The following is a 19,316-nucleotide window of genomic DNA, read 5'->3' on the forward strand; positions in this document are numbered from 1 at the left end:
ACCAACTTAATTTATTTTATTGCGGAGCAAACATGGCAACTACACTTGCATTTGACGTATACGGTACGCTAATAAACACTCACGGCGTACTGTCCTTACTCGACGACATGATTGGCGATAACGCCCAAGCATTTTCAAATACATGGCGCGAAAAGCAATTAGAGTATTCATTTAGACGTGGATTAATGCAAAATTATATTCCTTTCTCGCTATGTACAAAACACGCACTCGATTACGCCTGCTTAGCGCACAAAACCGAGCTAAGTGAAGATCAAAAGGGGCAACTGCTAGAGCTTTATAAAACGCTTCCTGCGTTCGATGATGTAAAAGCAGGCCTTGAGCAATTAAAAGCGAAGGATTACCGTTTGTTTGCATTTTCAAACGGCGCTGCCGACGCAGTTCATACCTTATTAGAAACCGCTGGCATTAGTGAGCTTTTTGAAGGGGTAGTAAGTGCCGACGACGTTAAAACCTTTAAACCAAACCCAGGGGTTTATAGCCACTTTTTACGCGAAACTAATTCAACAGGCGCAAACACGTGGCTTGTATCAAGTAATCCGTTTGATGTAACCGGTGCCATATCGCATGGTATGCGCGCGGCGTGGATTCAACGATCTAAAGAATCTATTTTCGATCCTTGGGAAATACAGCCAAATACTATCGCAACCGACTTACTTGATTTAAAAGCAAAATTAGAAAGCGTTAATTAATTTTCTATTCCCCCTTTTGCTTATGGTATTAAGTGCCGTGGGTGTAAAGGGGGTTTACGTTTTAACTATTTACTCCCGCCTTTATTAGCTCAATTACTGTATTCATACGCTTTGCCATTGGCCTATTTCGGTGATGGCACACATAAATATTTTCGCTAATCGGATTAGCTAAGTGGTGCGTTTTAATAAGCGCAGGTTTATTAAATGCGCTAACGGCATGCGCAGGTAAAACCGTAAAACCTAGCCCTAAACTTACCGGCTCCAGTATTAAACTTATCTGGTTAGAAAACCCCGTGCGTTTAATTTGATCAACATGTTCAAACTCACTGTAGTTTTCGCTTAGTAGGAGCTGTGCGTGGTGTTTTGCATCGGGGTGGCCAATAAAGCCAAGCTCACATAAGACCTCCCACGTTGGGTTTTTAATATGTGCGGGGGTGACAAGTAACAAGGCTTCTTTACCAATTTTGTGGCTGGTAACTTCGCTAAGCGTCGGAGCTTGAGTTAAAAAACCTATGTCGGCACTGTGGTTTGCCACAGCTTGCTCTACACTTGTATTGGGTGCAAAGCGATAATCAATATTAAGCTCGGTATGCTTTGCCTGCAGCGCTAATAATTGGCTATAAAATTGTAGCCCACAACTACCAGGCGATTGTATTTTTACCAAGCCGCTGTAAGGCGAATCATCTTTTAATTGTTGTTCTAAAAATTGCCATTCCTTTAATAACAAGCTGCCTTGTTGATACAAGTTTTGCCCATGTACGGTAAGGGTAAATTGTTTGCCGTGGCGCTCTAATAGCGCGCAGTTTACTTGCTGCTCAAGCTTTTTAATATGCTGGCTTACGCCAGATTGGGTCATAAAAAGGCGTTCGGCGGTTTGGGTAAAGTGATTTACCTCAACCAACGTACAAAACGTGTTTAACCATGCAGGGTTTATCATTACAAAACATACTCAAAATGATGATTAATGATAATTTTACTTAATATTGTTCAGTTCGTAAACTAACTCCATCAACTAGCCACAAGATAAGTCACAAGTTAAAGAGGAAGCATTATGAGTCATACATATCCACGTAGTTTTTCGCACATTGGTATTTCGGTTCCCGACGTTGAAAAAGCAGTCGAGTTTTACACTAAGGTTATGGGTTGGTACACAATAATGGAACCGACTTTAATTACCGAAGACAAAAGCCCAATTGGCGAAATGTGTACAGAAGTATTTGGCGAAAAGTGGGAAAAATTCAAAATAGCGCACCTATCTACAGGGGATCGTATTGGTGTCGAAATTTTCGAATTTAAAAACCAAGAAAACCCAAAAGACAATTTTGAATACTGGAAAACAGGCATCTTTCATTTTTGTGTTCAAGACCCTGATGTAGAAGGTTTAGCCGAGCGTATTGTAGAAGCTGGCGGTAAAAAACGTATGGAAGCCCCTCGTTATTACTACCCGGGTGAAAAGCCGTACCGCATGATCTACATGGAAGACCCGTTTGGTAACATCCTTGAGATTTACAGCCACAGCTACGAGCTTATATATAGCGCAGGCGCTTACTAAACGTACCTAGTTTAAAGCGCTTAGCTAAAAACAAAGGCCGCAGTATTTATTACTGCGGCCTTTTTGTTTCAGTTAAAGAGTTTTTAAATACACTTCACCGTCTTCTTATTCTCTATAACTTGTTTTTGCTTAGCTTGTGCAGCATGTTTTGCCCTGAGTTGAAAATATTATCAACCTCCAGAAAAGCACTACCAATCGAACTGTGTCCTAGTGAATTTATGAACGACATAACACATATGTCAGGAACTTTTTCTCTTATCCACAAACAGGCTATATGTCAGTACCGCTGAGATTAAAAAACAAAATATTACGCTTAATGTAAATAATATAAAGTTTTCATTTTTTGATATAGCTCCTCCTTTAAGGAGTATTTCACCGCTATTAAGTGCATCTATTCCTATATAGATCATCAACGGAATTACAAAAAATGCATTGCTGAGCTTAATAAGTAAGTCCTTTGATGAAAGACTTACTAATTGAGAAGCATCATGCTCTTCCTCTTCTCTATTTAATAGTTCGGCTTTTAATAGCTCAAAGCGTTCAGGGTACAAAGCCCTATCAATAGACGTGATAGCTTCTTGCAATTCAGTAATAGAATATTCTGAATAATTTGGTTCCATCTATAAAACCTTCTCCAGGGCCTAGCGCTTACATAAGCGGAATAATATAGTTGACTAAAATGGTTTTAGGAACAAAAAACAGCCAACTATAATTTCATTTGATATTTACGTTAGGTTTTTTCAGTTAAATGTATATAAAACAATTATATATAGATAATTGGCCAAAGTAAGAATATGGAAGCTACTAGTTTAAAGTGTCCATTTTTATATGAATGTGCATGTGCTGAAAACCAACTTAATAAAGCTCCAATTACACATAAAATCTGAAGAATGTTACCAAACCAGTGTTCATTAAGAAAACTCATAAAACTGGTGTTTTGACTTGCAAATATAAATAACAAAAGAGCTGAGGTACCAAATAAGAGACAGCTTCTTGATTCTGAAAATTTTAGTAAGAATAGGCTAAAACCATCTTCCATGTTTTCACTAAAAATTGGATGCTTCATAGAACTCCATTTAACATCGAACGATTTTATAGGCCTCGAATCGAGCATACTTCTGCCGATGTCACGCTCATTTTATACTTTACACAGTTTTAACAAATTACCTAAGATATTGCTATCAAAAGCTATTTAATATCTACAAGCAAAGTTAAGGCATATAAATGCGCATTTCGCTCATTTCCTTGATTATGTAAGTAAGCAGCAGTTTGGCTGGCTTAATAGGTATTACAAGTATATGATATTGATAATTATTTGCATTAAAAGGTTTTGAAAGGTGTGTATGAAAAAGTCTATGTTAACTCTGGCGTTAGTTACGGGTTTGAGTGGTTGTAGCACAACAACTGTGCCGCCTGATAAAAGCTCATCGCTTTATTACACTGCGCTTTATAATGCACAAGCAAAGCCTGTTAGCTCTGTATTATTAGAGCCCAAGCTATTAAATGCCGATGTGGTTTTAGTGGGTGAATGGCATACGCACCCGGGTGTGCATTTATTTCAGGCGGAGTTATTTGAGCAATTAAGCAAAAGTAATAAACGCACAGCACTGTCGCTTGAACAATTTAGCCGCGCGGATCAGCCTATTTTAAACCAGTATGTTAAGAGTGAAATTGGTGAGCAATATTTAATTGATAACACCCAAGCGTGGCCTAATTACAAAAGTGATTACCGTGCGTTGGTAGAGCTGGCTAAAGCGAACAATAGCGATGTAATCGCTGCAAATGCCCCTAAAAATATTGTTACGTGTATTGGCAGGCAAGGCATAAGTTACCTAAATAAGCTTGATGAAACACAGCAGAGCTTCATTGCAGCCGCTATTGATACATCCCCCAGTGATTATAAACAACGTTTTATGGCGTCAATGCACCACGGCTCACCGAGTCAAAACGAAAACTATTTTGCAGCACAAGTTACATGGGATGAAACTATGGGGGAGTCTATTGTTAACTATGTAACAGCGCATAAAAATACGCAGGTAATGCATATTTCGGGCGATTTTCATGTAAAAAATGGCGAAGGTATAGCGCGTGTTATTAAGCGTTTAGCGCCAGAGTTAAATGTTGTTTGGATATCGCCGGTAACAAGTGTGCAAGCTAATCAAACAGGGTATCAGTTGCAGGTTAATCCTTTGCCACCCCGTTATGTACAAAAAGAACATCAACAAGCGGCTTTTAAAGCTTTAGCCAAACGAGGCGAGCAAACGCATTGCCAATAATAAAATAGGGTGTATTACACAGTGTTAGTGCAATACACCCTTTGATATTTATTTAAGCGTAAATGTGCCTTTCATCATGGCGTAATGCCCAGGAAAAGAGCAAAAATACGTGTAGTTAGTCCCTGCTGTTAAGGCGCTAGTATTAAATGTAACTTGCGCTGATTTGCCACCGCCAATAATGTCGGTAGCGGCAAGTACGCGAGTATCGTTAGGCTTTAAGTAGTGGTTACTAAGCCCTGCTGCGTTGCCATCGGTTATTATAGCTTGCATGTTTTTCTCGCTAGCAAGCACCCAGTTATGGCCCATAACATTGGCGGGTAATTTACCTACGTGGCTAAGCTTTACAGTTACTTTTTTACAGCTTTTAGGAGCGCTTAGCGTTTTAGTTGAAAACTGCATCATGTCGTTTGCATCAAGGCTAAGTGTGCATTCGTCTGCATGTGCTGCATTGACACTAAGTAGTAGTGCAGTACTTAGTAAAGCAATTAATTTTTTCATACTGTTTCCTCTGTATTAGCTAAGTTGTTGCGTGCTTGATTGGTTAACGTAACCAGCGCTTTACGTACCTCTAACGGGCTGTTGCACTGGGTTTTAAAATTAATAAAGTAATTACGCTTTTGGCTTTGTATATAAAAACCAGTGGGTAATAGGCCGCTCATTATAGGGGTGTTATCGGCTACGCCGTAGTGCTGCATTAATATGAGCGACATAGCATCTTGGTGATCTTCATTCATATGGTTAATCATGCTTTGCTGTTGGCTTTCATCCCAGTTTTTTGCCTCGCCCTGCCACTCGATTTGTTCAAGCCAAAATATTTTGCCAAAGCCGCCAATGTAACGCACTCGCACTACGTCTAATTGCCATAATTGAAAGTCGTGCGCGTTGCGATAGCTAGCGGCTTCGGGGTATAGGGAAATATAGTTATCAAGTAAAGTGTGTGCTTGCTCACTTGGCACAATAGAGCCATCGCCTACAAGCGTTACGCGGCCGTGCTCGTTTTGATCGCCACTGTCGGTGGCATCAAACACAGTTAGGCTCATACGTGAGTCGTGCTTTAGATTTTTAGTGTGCTGGGCTATATCGCTAATAAAAAAGTAAACGCGGCCTTGTTCGTCGCACATATAGGGGGTTACTGAGCCAAACGGGTAACCGCGTAAATTATTAGAAATGGTCGACATGACACCAGCATTGGTTTTGTAAACCAATGTGCGTGCATCGTTTAACGCTTGCTCTCTCATAAAAACTCCTGACGTTGAGAAAAAACCATGGGTGCATCGTTATAAGGATGAGGGTTTACGTGCAGTTTCATGGCGTACATTTGTTGTAAGTTTTGTTCAGTTAATACGGTGTTTATAGGCCCACTTTGCAGCACTTTTTTGTTGTGCAGTAAAATAGCATCGGTTGCATAAAGGCTGGCTAAATTTAGGTCGTGTATTGCAATAATGGCGCTGTTACCCTGCCCTACAAACGCTTTAACGCAGCTGAGCAAAGCATGTTGATGGCGCATATCAAGTGCTGATGTAGGCTCGTCGAGCAGCATTAGTTTTGGCTCGGCCGATTGTGTAAAGGCGTTTAGTTGCGCCAAAGTGCGCGCCATATGCACACGTTGTTGCTCTCCGCCCGAAAGCGCACTTACGCGGCGAGTTAAATAATGGCTTAAATCCATAATAGCGGCGTATTTATTTACTTTTTCGCTTTGCATTTTTAATGACTCTACATACGGGTAGCGGCCCATTGCAATAAGCTCAAATACAGTAAAATCAAACCCTACATGGTTTGCTTGCATCATCACTGCGCGCTGTGTGGCTAGGCGTTTTTTAGCATGAGCAGCCAGCGGCTTAGCATTAAAAAGTACACTGCCTGTAAAGGAATGCATACCTGCTAAGGTATGCAGCAAGGTAGATTTACCTGCGCCATTTTCACCAAGTAGTGCTACAAGTTGCCCTTGTTTAGCGCTGCCATTAATAGCGTTTAAAATGCTGTGATTATCAAAGCCAACGCTTAGGTTGTTAAACGTGATCATGACCAACCTCGCTTATTTTTCACTATTAAATAAATAAACAATGGCGCACCCAATAATGCAGTAATAACCCCAATGGGTAGCTCTGATGGCATGATCACAATGCGTGCTAGCCAGTCAGAAAGTAGCAATACCACTACGCCAATTAGCATACAAAGCGGCAGCATATTACGTAAATGCGGCCCCACCATTAAGCGGGCAATATGCGGGACTACCAAGCCAACAAACCCTATTAAGCCGGTAAGTGCCACAACCGCCCCTACTCCTAGTGCAACAAGTATAATTACATATAGTTTGAGCTTGTTGGTGTCTACCCCTAGGTACTGAGCTTGTGACTCGCCAATAAGGAGTAAGTTCATGGGCTCTTTTAATCGCCATAGCCCAACTAGGCTAATAAGCAGTAATGGCAAAGCTTGAATAATCGTGATCCAGCTTGCTCCGCCTAATGAGCCCATGGTCCAGTAATTTATTAATCGTAATGCACTGTCATCGGCAAAAAAGCTCAGTAGCCCAATAACCGCAAAGGCTAATGCGTTAATAGCAACCCCGACTAATATAAGTGTGGTGATATTAATTTGCCCTTGCTGCTTGGCAATAAAATATACCAGCGAGGTAACACCAAGCGCCCCTAAAAAAGAGGCATAAGGTAAATATAACTGCGCGTTAAAATTAAACTGCGCGCTAAGTGCAATAAATGCTACTGCAACCATGGCCGCACCCGCACTAATGCCAATAATAGATGGGTCGGCTAATGGGTTGCGGCACAGTGCTTGCGTTGAAGCGCCTGTTTGGGCAAGCACCAACCCTACAAGCACTGCAAGCACAAAGCGTGGCAAACGTATTTGCATTACGACATTAATTTGCAGCGCATCAAACTGATTAAAGTACTCGGGCGCAAGCCAAGCAATGGCTAAACGCCAATCCCACCCTGCTGGCCCGTACCCTATGCTAAGTAGCGCCAAAGCAAAAATACACACAGAGGCTAATAGCATCCATTTATGGGTTTGGCTAAGTGTTACAGGCTTAAAACGGCTCAATGTTAGGGTGTTCATAAGCGGGTTTTATACTCGTTAAGCTCATTAATTGCTGTGGCTATACGCGGCGACATGCCAAGCGAAAGTAGGCTATCCATTACAAGTAAGCTACAGGTTTGCGCCGCTTTTAATAAGTGTAGTGTAGGTTGCTCACAAAAAGCCTGCTTACCGCCAAGGCTTTGTACAACATGGGCTGGGGCTACTAAAAAGTCGGGCTGATTTACAGCCAGTACTTCACTATTTATTGCTTTAAAGCCTGAATACGTAGCGCCTATATTAGTAATGCCTGCATAGCTAAATAATAAATTAGGGACGGTTTCTTGCCCGGCGGCAACAAGCCCGCGCTCATTAGCTGAGAGTATAAATAGCGCGCTGTGTGTTGGCGCTTTTGCTTTTTCAGGTAACGATTTTGTAATGTGCGTAATAAGTGTTTGTGCTTTTTGCTTAGCGTTTAAATCGTCACCTAAACGTTTTATTAGCTCAAGTAGCTCGTTAACTGAGGTCGGCTTTTTATAATGAATTAGCTTAACCCCTGTTGCCTCAATTTGCTTAAGTGCTTGGCTACGCCCTGCGCCTTCAAGCGCTAACAAGGTGGTTGGACGCATTGAAAGTACGCCTTCTGCCGCTAAATCGCGATAATAGCCCACTTGTGGTAATTGTGTGGCTTGGTGCGGGTACATGCTCGATTGATCAACCGCTACAAGGGTATTTTGTTTGCCTAGCGCATAAATTATTTCTGTAAGGGTGCCGCCAGCGCTAATAACGCGCTCTTGTGCAACTGCAGATTGGGCCATTAAAGCAAACAATATAAATAGGTATTTCATTACACACTCCGGTTTTATTTTTTGGCTATTATAACTAGTTAAATCTAAATGAAAATGATTATCATAATTAATTGATCTTATTTTGACTTAGTTGTAACATCTCCGCCATAAATAATAACTATTATCATTTGGAGTTAAAATGAATCCCTCTGCGTTTAGATTTACTGCTATAGCAGCCTTACTACTTGGCTCGGGCACTGCCATTGCCGAAAACATAATTGACGATCATATTGTTGTAAGTGGCTCGCGCTTTGAGCAAAAGCTTAAAGATGTAACAGGCTCAGTCACTGTTATTACCGAGCAAGACATAGAGCGTCAGCTAGCTGTAGATTTACAAACCATGTTTAAGTACGACCCAAGCATTGCAACGACAGGCAGTGGCGCAGGCGCGCAAACACTTACAGTACGTGGTGTTGGTGGTAACCGGGTTGTATTTATAAAAGATGGCCGACGCACCAACGATGGTTATGCAGGTGGAGGGGGCTATTTAGTTGGCCGTAATTATTTTGACGTAGCAGGTGTAAAACAAGTAGAAGTAGCCAAAGGTGCTGCATCGTCATTATATGGCTCTGATGCACTTGGTGGCATTGTGGTTATAACCACTAAAGATCCTAGTGATTATTTAAAAAATAACAGCAGCTTTGTAAAAATGGCGCTTGGGTATCAAGGTCAAAGTAATCAAGTTGCCGCCGATATTACTGCTGCAAAAGACTTAGGCGACTTTGCAGTAAGCGCCGTGTATAGCCACCGTGATAGCGAAGAAGTACAAAACTATGACGAAAATTTACCCGGTTATGATGCTAAGTCGGATGCTTTATTAGTTAAATTTGAGCAACAGCTTGATGAAAAACGCACACTTAAATACACCCTTGATTACTTTAATCAAACAACTGAGCAAGTAATAACCCCTGCTGTTCAAGAAACCGAAGAAGATGACACGAGTTGGTCACTGGCGCTCGATTACCATTCAGAAGTAGCAACCGCTGCGTTTGATAAATGGTACGGGCAAGTGTCTTATAGTAGTTACGGGCAACAAAGCGATCAAATTAGTGGCGCAAGCACCTACACCGATTATAACGACTATCGTTTTGAGCAAAATATTTTAGGTTTAAAAGCGGTATTTAATAAAGGGTTTAACGCAGAGAGTGCCGATCATGAAGTGGTATACGGGATTGATATAGACTTATACGACACCACCCGCCCACGTTTTAAAACCCGTATTTTAGCCGATGGCACTGTTGATTTTACAGATCAAAAACAAAAAGCATTTCCGGGGGCTGATACCTCTTTAATTGGCGCTTATGTACAAGATAGTATTTCGTTTAATAATAGCGCGTGGTCAGTTATTGCGGGTGTGCGATATGATTACTACACCCTAGAGGCTAAAAATGATGAGCTATACGCCGATGCGCAGCTTGGTGATATTACCGAATCTGCTTTTTCGCCTAAGCTAGGTGCTATATACCAAGTGGATGATAACTTGTCGTTGTACGGGCAATACGTACGAGGCTTTAAAATACCACCACACGACCAAGCCTATCAAAGCCACGGCGTTGAGCCGTTTTATCAAATATTACCAAACGCCGATTTAGACCCTGAAAGCAGTGATTCGTTTGAGCTTGGGCTAAGATACGCCAGCAGCGATATTAGTGTAAATTTAAGTGCTTTTTATGCAGCATACGATGACTTTATAGAAACCGCCGTAGTGGGTGTTGAGCCAACGTACATTCCTGGCGTAAACAAAACGCTGTATCAGTACCAAAATATTAGCGAAACACAAATAAGCGGTGTGGAAGCCGGAATTGCCATGTATGTAGCTGAAAATATACTACTAGAGGCAAACGTGGCTTACGTTGATGGTGAAAATAAAGAAACCGATCAGCCACTTACCAGCATTAGCCCGTTAAATGGCTCAGTATTGTTAAGTACAGAACAGGGTAATATTAACTGGACCGCCGCGTTGCGTTTGGCTAAATCGCAATCGGATGTAGTACTTGATACAAACGGTAATAAAACTACGCAAGGACATGGCTACGGCGTTGTTGATTTATACGCAAACTACGAATGGCAAGCGTGGCAGCTAAATGTAGGTGTACTTAACTTGCTCGATAAAGAATATGTACCTTTTGAGTTGATTGCAGGTCAATCACAAGGTGCTGATTTTAGCCAATACACCCAACCTGGGCGTAACTTTTCAGCCAAAATAAGCTATGAGTTTTAATTAGCTCCTAGAAAATTAAATAGCAACAAACGCTGCATGAAGCTGCAGCGTTTGTTGAGTTTATTTTTATGATGACACCCAACCTAATTTTTTATTTATTGATTCCTAGATTCTAATTGGAAGTGCACCACCTAATTCATTATGGCTAAAGTACAAAATTAACGGTGGGTGTCATCTCAAAATTTAATCTTAAAATTTACTAAAAACAAAGTAACACTTTATAAGCCAGCGATTTAAAGCCAAAATCACTGGTTTTATAAATTAATTAACTGCAAAGTCTTTTGTTTCTAAATAGCTTGGTACGGTTTTAAAACATGCCTCTAGTTTGCTTTTAAGCGCAGTGCTTATCGAAGCATCACACTTCAATTTCCCGTTATATTTACTCATAGTAAGCGGTACTAAGCTTAACGAGTCATAGCTTGGCTTGCTTTGTATTTTATGAATTACTAAACCTTGCTGCTCTGTTAGCTTTATTAATGTAAACACATTTTTTTGTGCTTGATTAGTCGTTATTTTTTCAACATATAGCGGGTTTTTAAAGGTTAGCTTTGTAGTAAAAAGTGCGTTGCCACCGCGTTCAAAATGGCCGTTAAATACAGTTACATTTAAGGTGGGTGTCTTTTTATTTATTAATAAATTTAGGTCAAATTTGGTTGGTAAAATAGTGATCTGTTCTTGCTCGTCTGCTGCTTTATTTAAAATATTTTTGATTGTTTTTAAGTGGGTGTCATCCGTAGTTACTTCATACACTATTTGGTAGTTGTGTGGAGGGGCGTATAAAGGCATGTGGCTGGCAAGTACTTTATCGCCGGCTAAAATAAGCGCCATACCATGGAAGCCATTATAGCTGTGGGTTATATGTGAATTGTGTTGAGGTGTATTTGCGTGCGCTGCACTCGATAATAAAATAAAAAATAGCAGTATGCGTTTCATGTTAGTGCTCAAAAAATATATATAGCGCCACTATAAGCTGATTTTTATATACAAATAATCGATAATAAGTGATTAGTTGTTTCCTTTTAGTTAATACGGTTTGGCGCTATGCATTTAGATGACATTGAAAAAGTAATTCATATGGCGGGTTCGCAAAATCTGCATACAACCGCTAAGCACTTTAATATTACCCCAGGTGCGCTGTCTAAAACGCTAAAAAAGGTTGAGGCAAATTTAGCCACGGAGCTGTTTAACCGTGTAGGTAAAACCTTAGTACTCAATGATAAAGGCAAAGAGTTTGTTAAGCACAGTAGCGATTTAGTTCATAATTACCAGCAGCTTACTAGCCGTTTTAAAAGCGATAATCATAAATTTAATGCGGTTATTGCAGGCCCTGCCATTTTACTCAAAAGTGGCGTTAAAAAGCTGCTTACACCCCTTAGTAACCTGCCTTGCTCGGTGCGTATTAATAATATATTTGAAGATGAAGCCATAAGCCAAGTTGCATCAGGTTCGGCGCATATTGCGCTAGTTACTCGCGAGGCATTAAACAACAGCTCACATACTAATTTAGTGGCGGTTGACGTATTTAATACTGAGTTTAGTGTAGCTGCGTCTCCTTCACATCAGCTAGTACAAAAAGGCTTTTTAACACTCAATAAAAACCAATTACTACAGTTGTCTTTTGCATGCCCGTTGTTTTCACCACTGTGCGGCCTTGAACAAGGTATTGGCTCCGACGGTTGGCAAGATGAAATAGCCCCGCGCAATATTGTATTTAGATGTAGCGATTACAGTGCATTAATAGAGGTGATACAAAGTGGCTTGGCGTTGGCATATTTACCAAATTTCGTGATTGATGATTTAGGGCTTAAAAAATTAACTGTAAAGGGGGTTAACAGTCGCTACAGCGAAGACATAGTAATGATTTACAAACCATCAAAAGCTGATGGCTGGCTTAATAAACTCATGCACTCTTTGTAGAGAATTTATCAATTTAAGTTCAATGTAAAGTATTACTTAGCTAAGCAGTGGTTAGCTAATATCAGCAACAATGCACTGATTACGGCCATGTTCTTTTGCATGGTAAAGTGCTTTGTCAGCACATTTGTAAACTTGGTCTATGTCGTTACTGTGCTCAGGACTAAAAAAATCAAACTAAGTGCATAAAAAAGGCCAGATGCAAACGCTACTGGCCTTTCATTAAAACCGTCATGTATTTAGAGATGACGGGATGTTATTTAAACTTATTTACTTCCGTTTTTACGGCGTCTATTAAACCATACTAATGGAGTAAGTAATAAAGCTATAAAGCCAAAACTACCACCACCGCTAGATTTTGATTCAGTTACAGGCACTGTTGCTACCGCTTCATTTTTTACCATTACAGTACTTTGTTGAGTCACAGTTGTTACACCATCACTTACGGCAACTTCAAAAACAAGCTCTTCATCTGCAGTAATAGCTGCAGGTGTGAAGCTTAAAGTTTCAGTGTCAGTACCAGTGAGCGTAGCAGCACTACCGCTAACCTGAGTCCAAGCATAAGTTAGTGTTTGACCATTGCGATCTGTAGCTGTTGCTGTAATTGTTCCTGTAGCAGATTCAGTAATTTCCGCCGATGCACTTTCGACTAAAACAAGTGGGGCTGCGTTATCACATGCTAGTGAATCACCCGCTACAAGCTCTGAAAATACAGGAGATAAAACGTTAGACATAGTTAGGTTATCAATCCACCAACCTAAATCATCAACTGCGCCATCTGATGAGATTCTAAAGCGCACTTTTACTAAGTTGCCGTTTAGAGCATCACCAAAGTTGATAGTTTCATAATTACCATACGCGCCACTATCTTGTACGTTATTACCAGTAAAAGTTTCACGTTCTTGAAGTTCTTGCGAATCGTTTTCGATTAGAACAGCGTCGTAGCCAACATCAAATGTGCCGCCAATTTCAGTAGCATCAACCCAGTCACCGCCATTAACACTAACTTCTACAACACCACCATCCCAGTTTTGCTCAATACTATAGAAATGCCAAAACGAGATTTCAAAGTCGCCTGAGTAACCAACTTCGAATGGCTTACTCTCTATTGCTACATCTGATTGGAAGCCATTATTTACAAGGCGCATTGCCTGTGTGCCTAGCTCAAACCCACCTTGTTCAAAGAAGGCAATATTACCACTATTATCCATAACCTGAGTGCCAACAGCTAAGTCACCGCCAAACATTACGTTTTCTTTTAAATCTAATAGTGATGAACTTGCTACTTCCATATCATCTGAAACTACAGCTCCAACAGGCATTTCTGACTTAAAGCCCATATTTACTTCAAACGTAAGTGTTTGATCAAGTGCTTCAACAATATCATCGTCCGTTTCAATTTCAGGGAATGTGACTTCAATTTCTAGTGTTTCAGCTGTACCCGCTTCGTTCAAAGTAACTTTAATATCGTTACTAGTTATTGCTTCGTACGGTTGAACTTCACCAAAAGTAAGTAAACCATCATTTTCAAATGTTACATCATGATCGCTTATAACAGTCAGTTGTGCTGTTGTACCACTAAGTACTTCACTACCACGGTTAGTAATTGTTACGCTAACCGTACTCGTTTCGCCTTTATCTAAAATATTGTCGTTAGTACAAAAACCAAGCTCTGTACCATTGTACATGTTGTTTAAGTCAGCACTTGCAAATGCATAGCTAGAAAGCTGTGTTTTATCTGATTCAACCACACCAGTAAGGTCATTACTGAAACGATCTGGCGATACTGCGCCAAGACCCATACCACGTTTAGCAAATGCACCTACCATTAATTTGTAATCAGCAGGGTCTACTGCATAGGCAGCAGCTAAAATAGCATCACGTGCTTCAGTGTAGGTTGGTGCAATAGGTGTTAATTTGTAACCTGCAACTAAGTAATCTGCCATTCGAGTTTGTGCTTCATTAAAGCCATGCTCGTTAATAAGCGCTACATAGTTTTCCCATAATACAGTTGCCCAAATTTCGCCGGCAGCATGAGGAGAGGCTACGCTTGTTGGTGATATACCAATATCAGCACCAGCATTTTCAGTAATATGGCGGAACGACAATGCATTTACATCTGTATCAGTTGAATAAGGAAGACGACGAATACCGAAGTAGAAGTCTTCTACAAATGTGCCGCTACCATATGCTTTTTGGAACTTATCGTTACCTGTAATATTTATATCGCTTTCTTTAGCGATAAACATTAATGAGTGGAAATCGCCCCAGCCTTCGCCCATTGCGCGGCCTTGGAAGTTAATAAGGCCTGATGAATTACCGACTAAGCGGTTACTAATGTAGTGACCCCATTCATGAGCAATAATACCATTATCAAACGTACCATCTTTTAATGTTGCTTTGGTAAACATGTCTACAGTAACAACGTCACCAGCATCAATTAGGTCATACATTGCATGACCATCAGCGTAATTTAAACCCATATTTGGAATGGTTACAGTATCGTCTTCACCGCCCATTGGTGCCGGTTCTGCCGTATCTGGGTCATTATTAACAACGATAGTTGCTATTGCACCTGCATCTTGTGCATTTTTTACTTTAATCGTAAAAGCACATGAGCCACGATCTACAATTGCAATTTTCCCTGCTAGTTCAGCAGCATTTATAGCAGGCTCACAACCATCATTAATACTTGTTGAATCTACTGTATTTCCATCATCTAAACGAACAACTTCTGCAGCCACATCACTGAATTGGTATTTACCAAAGCCAGATTCTTTTGTTGAAGCTAAAAGGCCTAAAGAGTCATGTGAAGTTACTGTAATACCAAAATCTACACCAACAGTGGCATCTTTACTGTTGTACAAGTACATTTGCATACGTGGGCTAGCACCATCAGCTGGTGTAGACATATTTGCATTATTACGACCTGAGTTATCTTGAGCCTGTGCTTCAATCGGGTCACCTTCTACGCCGCCACGACCAAAGTTAGATACCTGCGCTACATTTGATGTTTCATCAAAACCATGATCATAGAAAAAATCATGTAAAAAGTTATTCATATAAAACAAGTTAACAATAGCTGCTTTACGGTTTGCGTAGCTATTTGCAACTTCATCTACTTGGTAAGGGTAGTCAAATGTGAAGTCTGCAGTTGTTTCAGCGGTAAAGTCACCTTCACTAAAGTCTTGAGGTGCAATCACATCGGCGTAAGCAAATACGTTATTACCTGATGTTGTCGTTGCATCATCAGCTAACCATGGGTCCATTGTGCTTAGTTTGCTGTAGTAGGATAGAGATACCATTGGCGCGTCTAAAATCTCAGTCTCGTCTACTTGTCCTGGGCCATCTGCAGGAATTACGTCACCGTGCGGGCTTTCCATTGGGTAGCCATCTTGGTTAGCGTAAACACGGTAATTAAAGTCAGCTGCATGAGATTTCAAATCTTTCGCAAAATATACTTTGCTGTTATTCGAATCTACTACGTAACTAAAGTAGTCACTTTCTAAAGAGCCAACTTCTGCTACTTCTACTTCAATGTAATAAGCAGATTTCAGCTCGCCTGCAACTTCAAAAAACACTTCTTTTGCACGTGGCGTACCTAAAACAATCTTAGAGTCATCTAATGATTTAGCCTCATATTTTGCATAGCCACCTTCATTACCAATTTTACGAAGTGAGACATCAATATTAGCTAATTCACTAAATGCTTTTTTTATACTTTGCTCAGAGTTTACAAAACCCGTTAATGCAGCAAGTTTATTTTTAGATGACGACGTATCAGCAAAATACCCCGAGCTTGCTACTAGGTTGTACTCTTTATCCATTAACAAGTTGTATTCGCGGTTAAAAACTTCAACACCGTTTACTTGTTGCTTGTATTTTGCACTAATAGAGCCACGTTTTTGCTCTGATAAATCAACCATAACAGCAGAAGATGCTGTTGCTTTACGATTACTAATACCTGTTAAAGTTTCAATATAAAAGTCAGCAGCATATTGGTTACGGTTATCAGCAGCGATTAAAGCCATGTCAGGCTTACGCTGACCTATTGCTTGCCATAAAAACGTTGCTTTACCCATTTGTGCATCGTAAATTGATTTTTGACCCGAGACAGTGGCGCGTTCGGCTAAGGTTTTCTGCTGAACAGCAGCTAAAGAAGTACCCTGAGTAACTGCATTTGTTGCACTTACATCATAAAATCGAGTTTGTTCAGCGGCCGTTAGCTCACCTGCTGCTAATGTAGATGCTACAACCATGGCAATAGTTGTTAATTTAAATTGAGACATGTATCCACCTGTTTGTATTTATTATGTTTAAACACTTAATGTTTTTAAATTGATTATTTTATGTAAACGCCTGGTTAAGTTGTTAATATACAGACTTGAATAAGGCTGAATAGCTTTAAATTTAAAGAAAAGTAAACAAAGGTAAACGAATGCAAAAAATAATTTTTACAAGTGCAGTGCCAATAATCGCAGCTTTATTACTATCTGCATGTTATAACAGTGAAAAAACAGAGGTTAACAACTCTCAGGCACAACCTAAAACAGCAGAAATCATTATAAAAGAACCATCTAAGAACCAGAAAAGTGACACTATTTTCCCTAAAAAAGAAAGTAGTCAAGGTGTTATTAAAAATGCATCTAAAAGCATAAATTCATCGGGTGATAAACTTATCTTTAACTCTGAGCAGTTATTTAAAGGCGACGTTATTTATAATCAGAACTTAAAACAAAAAGGTGTAGTAACAGGTACTCTTACCATTACATTAAATACCGATTCTGTGCCTGATGAGTTAAAAAATAATTATGAATTAATCAAGTCAACAGCTCACAATTACACATTACTTGTTGAAAAAGGTGTTGATATTGCAGGATTGTCTAGTGCTTTAAACAGCTATAAATCAGTGACCAATGTAGAAATTGCAATTAACTATTCACCTATCGAAACACACTTTTAATCAGCAACAATGCACTGATTACGGCCATGTTCTTTTGCATGGTAAAGTGCTTTGTCAGCACATTTGTAAACTTGGTCTATGTCGTTACTGTGCTCAGGCCAAGTTGCAATCCCAATTGAAATTGTTATAAAGCCGATAGTTTCCATATTTGTAGACTCAACAGTTTTACGTAGTCGCTCTGCTATTTTGAGCGCACTTTGGCTGTTTTCATTAGGCAAGACAAGTACAAATTCTTCACCACCTATACGTGCTACGATATCGTCTTTTCGAGATAATTTTTTGATAATATCAGTAAGCGATTTAAGAGCTTCATCTCCTTTATCATGGCCAAAGGTATCGTTAACTCGCTTAAAGAAATCGATGTCTATCTCTAAAATAGCAAATGGAGTTTGCTTAAACATCAACTGGTTTAATAAACCGTTTAAACTCCTACGGTTATGAGTATCAGTTAGGGGATCTGTTTGCGCATCATGACGAAGCTGACCTATCTGCATTTGCAAAGTATTAACTCCATTGAGCATTGCAATTTTTAGTCTTTGGCTTTCAAAGTACCAAGATTTAACACTTTTTAGCTCTTCAATATTTGTTGGATCGTCAAGTGTATTTGCTTTGTCTGCTAGTTGTTTTAAAGGTCTAGAAATTAAGTGAGCAAAAAAACCGATTAAAAGAAACGTAATAACAGCCATCGGTAATGTACGTTTTATTACTTCAGTTATGAGTAAATCAAGTGACGAAAGCGTTGCTCTTACAGGGCGCTGAGCGACAATTACCCATTTTGCTTTAGGCACGGAGGAAAAGCCTGCTAGCATTTCTATCTCTTGGCTATTTTTAACAATAGAAGTACCGCTTTGGCCTGTAATCATATTATTAGTGATGGAATTATTTGTGACGACTGTCCCTATTAGTGCCTGATCTGGGTGATAGAGAATTCGCCTACTGGCGTCGACCACATAAATATTTGTTCCACCCTCATAATAATGCTGCTCTAATAAGCTATTTAAAATATTACGCTCCTTTAGATAAAGAGAGCCACCAATATAACCAAGGTAATCTCCACTTTGATCAAACAAAGGATGAGAAATAAAAACAATAAAGTTCCCAGCAGCCGACATATAAGGCGCGCTGATTAATGGTCTTTTTTCTTGTAGCGCTTGTACAGCGCCAGGTGAGTGGATTGATTCACCAATAAGTTGCGGAAATTTAGGAGAGGTTGCGACAACAACACTATGCTTATTAATTACAACCGAGTTAAAGCTATTCGTTTGTAAGTGTAAGCGGGTCGCTTCTTGGTTTAATAAATCTTCATCATCAACTCTTTGCTCTATTTTTTTAGCTGAATAGGCCAGTTGTTGCATTGCGGATTCTAAAAAATTATCTGTTGCGGATGCCAGTTTATTGGCATAAGCATAGTTACTTTTTAGCGTGTAAGCTGTTAACTGCTCTTTTTGTACTTGGTAGGTAGAATAAAAGCTACTTACTAAAGTACTAATAGAAGCCGTAATCGCTAAAAGCAAAATAAGAAATCGAAGATTTAAGGCCGTTAATAACTTTTTTCGCAAACGTATGCCATCCTAAGTACAGGTATCCAGTACCCGAACCTATAATTGTATATAAAGCCCGCAATTATACCCTCTTGAAAATTTATTATCTAATATTAACAAAGCCACAAAAAATATAACTAAATATAACTTTTCGCTAGTTGCAAGATTATGAATTTTCTTTAACTTTTACAATACGTTATTGGTTCCTCTGCAAAAAATCCTTCTTTTGCAGTTACCTCAAAAAGTAGTTAAGCTGCTTAC

General features: G+C 39.7%; 17 protein-coding genes. 6 read left to right on the forward strand and 11 right to left on the reverse strand.

Annotation, left to right across the window (positions count from 1 at the left end; genetic code table 11):
- Positions 1-32 precede the first annotated feature (32 nt).
- Entirely contained in the window at positions 33-710 is a 678-nt protein-coding gene (locus H5117_RS05585; RefSeq protein WP_002959247.1) for a haloacid dehalogenase type II, read from the forward strand.
- 61 nt (positions 711-771) lie between these two features.
- On the opposite strand, the gene H5117_RS05590 is transcribed toward H5117_RS05585, so the two are convergent.
- The gene (locus H5117_RS05590; protein WP_182711984.1) at positions 772-1,647 is read right to left on the reverse strand and encodes a LysR family transcriptional regulator; all 876 of its coding nucleotides are present in this window, start codon (positions 1,645-1,647) and stop codon (positions 772-774) included.
- Positions 1,648-1,761: 114 nt separating this feature from the next.
- Here H5117_RS05590 and H5117_RS05595 point away from each other — a divergent pair, with 114 nt between their 5' ends.
- Positions 1,762-2,262, forward strand: coding sequence for a lactoylglutathione lyase family protein (locus H5117_RS05595; RefSeq protein ID WP_002959229.1), 501 nt, complete (start codon positions 1,762-1,764; stop codon positions 2,260-2,262).
- 239 nt (positions 2,263-2,501) lie between these two features.
- Here the strand turns inward: H5117_RS05595 and H5117_RS05600 are convergent, their stop codons facing one another.
- Positions 2,502-2,882, reverse strand: coding sequence for a hypothetical protein (locus H5117_RS05600; protein WP_182711983.1), 381 nt, complete (start codon positions 2,880-2,882; stop codon positions 2,502-2,504).
- A 143-nt stretch (positions 2,883-3,025) separates the two neighbouring features.
- Positions 3,026-3,328 carry a hypothetical protein gene (locus H5117_RS05605; RefSeq protein ID WP_182736538.1) on the reverse strand — a complete coding sequence of 101 codons (303 nt, stop codon included), beginning with the start codon at positions 3,326-3,328 and terminating at the stop codon, positions 3,026-3,028.
- 277 nt (positions 3,329-3,605) lie between these two features.
- Between H5117_RS05605 and H5117_RS05610 the strand changes: the two genes are divergently transcribed.
- Positions 3,606-4,538, forward strand: coding sequence for a ChaN family lipoprotein (locus tag H5117_RS05610; protein ID WP_154902853.1), 933 nt, complete (start codon positions 3,606-3,608; stop codon positions 4,536-4,538).
- A gap of 48 nt (positions 4,539-4,586) precedes the next feature.
- Here the strand turns inward: H5117_RS05610 and azu are convergent, their stop codons facing one another.
- Genes azu through H5117_RS05635 form a run of 5 tightly spaced genes read right to left on the reverse strand, consistent with a single transcriptional unit; the run spans position 4,587 to position 8,416 of the window.
- Entirely contained in the window at positions 4,587-5,036 is a 450-nt protein-coding gene (gene azu / locus H5117_RS05615; protein WP_182736540.1) for an azurin, read from the reverse strand.
- On the reverse strand, positions 5,033-5,776 hold the full coding sequence (locus tag H5117_RS05620; protein ID WP_182736542.1) for a HugZ family protein: 744 nt from the start codon (positions 5,774-5,776) through the stop codon (positions 5,033-5,035). Before H5117_RS05620 ends, azu begins: the two co-directional genes overlap by 4 nt.
- On the reverse strand, positions 5,773-6,561 hold the full coding sequence (locus H5117_RS05625) for a heme ABC transporter ATP-binding protein (RefSeq protein ID WP_182736544.1): 789 nt from the start codon (positions 6,559-6,561) through the stop codon (positions 5,773-5,775). Before H5117_RS05625 ends, H5117_RS05620 begins: the two co-directional genes overlap by 4 nt.
- The gene (locus H5117_RS05630; protein ID WP_182736546.1) at positions 6,558-7,610 is read right to left on the reverse strand and encodes an iron ABC transporter permease; all 1,053 of its coding nucleotides are present in this window, start codon (positions 7,608-7,610) and stop codon (positions 6,558-6,560) included. Before H5117_RS05630 ends, H5117_RS05625 begins: the two co-directional genes overlap by 4 nt.
- Positions 7,607-8,416: a hemin ABC transporter substrate-binding protein gene (locus H5117_RS05635; RefSeq protein WP_182736548.1), complete on the reverse strand. Its 810-nt coding sequence runs from the start codon at positions 8,414-8,416 to the stop codon at positions 7,607-7,609. Before H5117_RS05635 ends, H5117_RS05630 begins: the two co-directional genes overlap by 4 nt.
- A 139-nt stretch (positions 8,417-8,555) precedes the next feature.
- Between H5117_RS05635 and H5117_RS05640 the strand changes: the two genes are divergently transcribed.
- Complete coding sequence (locus H5117_RS05640; protein ID WP_182736550.1) at positions 8,556-10,637, forward strand: TonB-dependent hemoglobin/transferrin/lactoferrin family receptor; 2,082 nt, start codon at positions 8,556-8,558, stop codon at positions 10,635-10,637.
- A 261-nt stretch (positions 10,638-10,898) separates the two neighbouring features.
- Here the strand turns inward: H5117_RS05640 and H5117_RS05645 are convergent, their stop codons facing one another.
- The gene (locus H5117_RS05645) at positions 10,899-11,570 is read right to left on the reverse strand and encodes a hypothetical protein (protein ID WP_182736552.1); all 672 of its coding nucleotides are present in this window, start codon (positions 11,568-11,570) and stop codon (positions 10,899-10,901) included.
- Positions 11,571-11,678: 108 nt separating this feature from the next.
- Between H5117_RS05645 and H5117_RS05650 the strand changes: the two genes are divergently transcribed.
- Entirely contained in the window at positions 11,679-12,554 is an 876-nt protein-coding gene (locus H5117_RS05650) for a LysR family transcriptional regulator (RefSeq protein WP_182711976.1), read from the forward strand.
- Between the two features lie 263 nt (positions 12,555-12,817).
- On the opposite strand, the gene H5117_RS05660 is transcribed toward H5117_RS05650, so the two are convergent.
- Positions 12,818-16,840, reverse strand: a complete 4,023-nt coding sequence (locus H5117_RS05660) for a rhombosortase-dependent M36 family metallopeptidase (RefSeq protein ID WP_182736554.1) — start codon at positions 16,838-16,840, stop codon at positions 12,818-12,820.
- 149 nt (positions 16,841-16,989) lie between these two features.
- Between H5117_RS05660 and H5117_RS05665 the strand changes: the two genes are divergently transcribed.
- Complete coding sequence (locus tag H5117_RS05665) at positions 16,990-17,514, forward strand: hypothetical protein (RefSeq protein WP_182736556.1); 525 nt, start codon at positions 16,990-16,992, stop codon at positions 17,512-17,514.
- On the opposite strand, the gene H5117_RS05670 is transcribed toward H5117_RS05665, so the two are convergent.
- Positions 17,511-19,028 carry a sensor domain-containing diguanylate cyclase gene (locus tag H5117_RS05670; protein WP_182736625.1) on the reverse strand — a complete coding sequence of 506 codons (1,518 nt, stop codon included), beginning with the start codon at positions 19,026-19,028 and terminating at the stop codon, positions 17,511-17,513. The genes H5117_RS05665 and H5117_RS05670 overlap by 4 nt on opposite strands.
- Between the last annotated feature and the right edge of the window lie 288 nt (positions 19,029-19,316).

The organism is Pseudoalteromonas sp. SG45-1 (assembly GCF_014164135.1).
GTDB classification, from domain to species: domain Bacteria; phylum Pseudomonadota; class Gammaproteobacteria; order Enterobacterales; family Alteromonadaceae; genus Pseudoalteromonas; species Pseudoalteromonas distincta.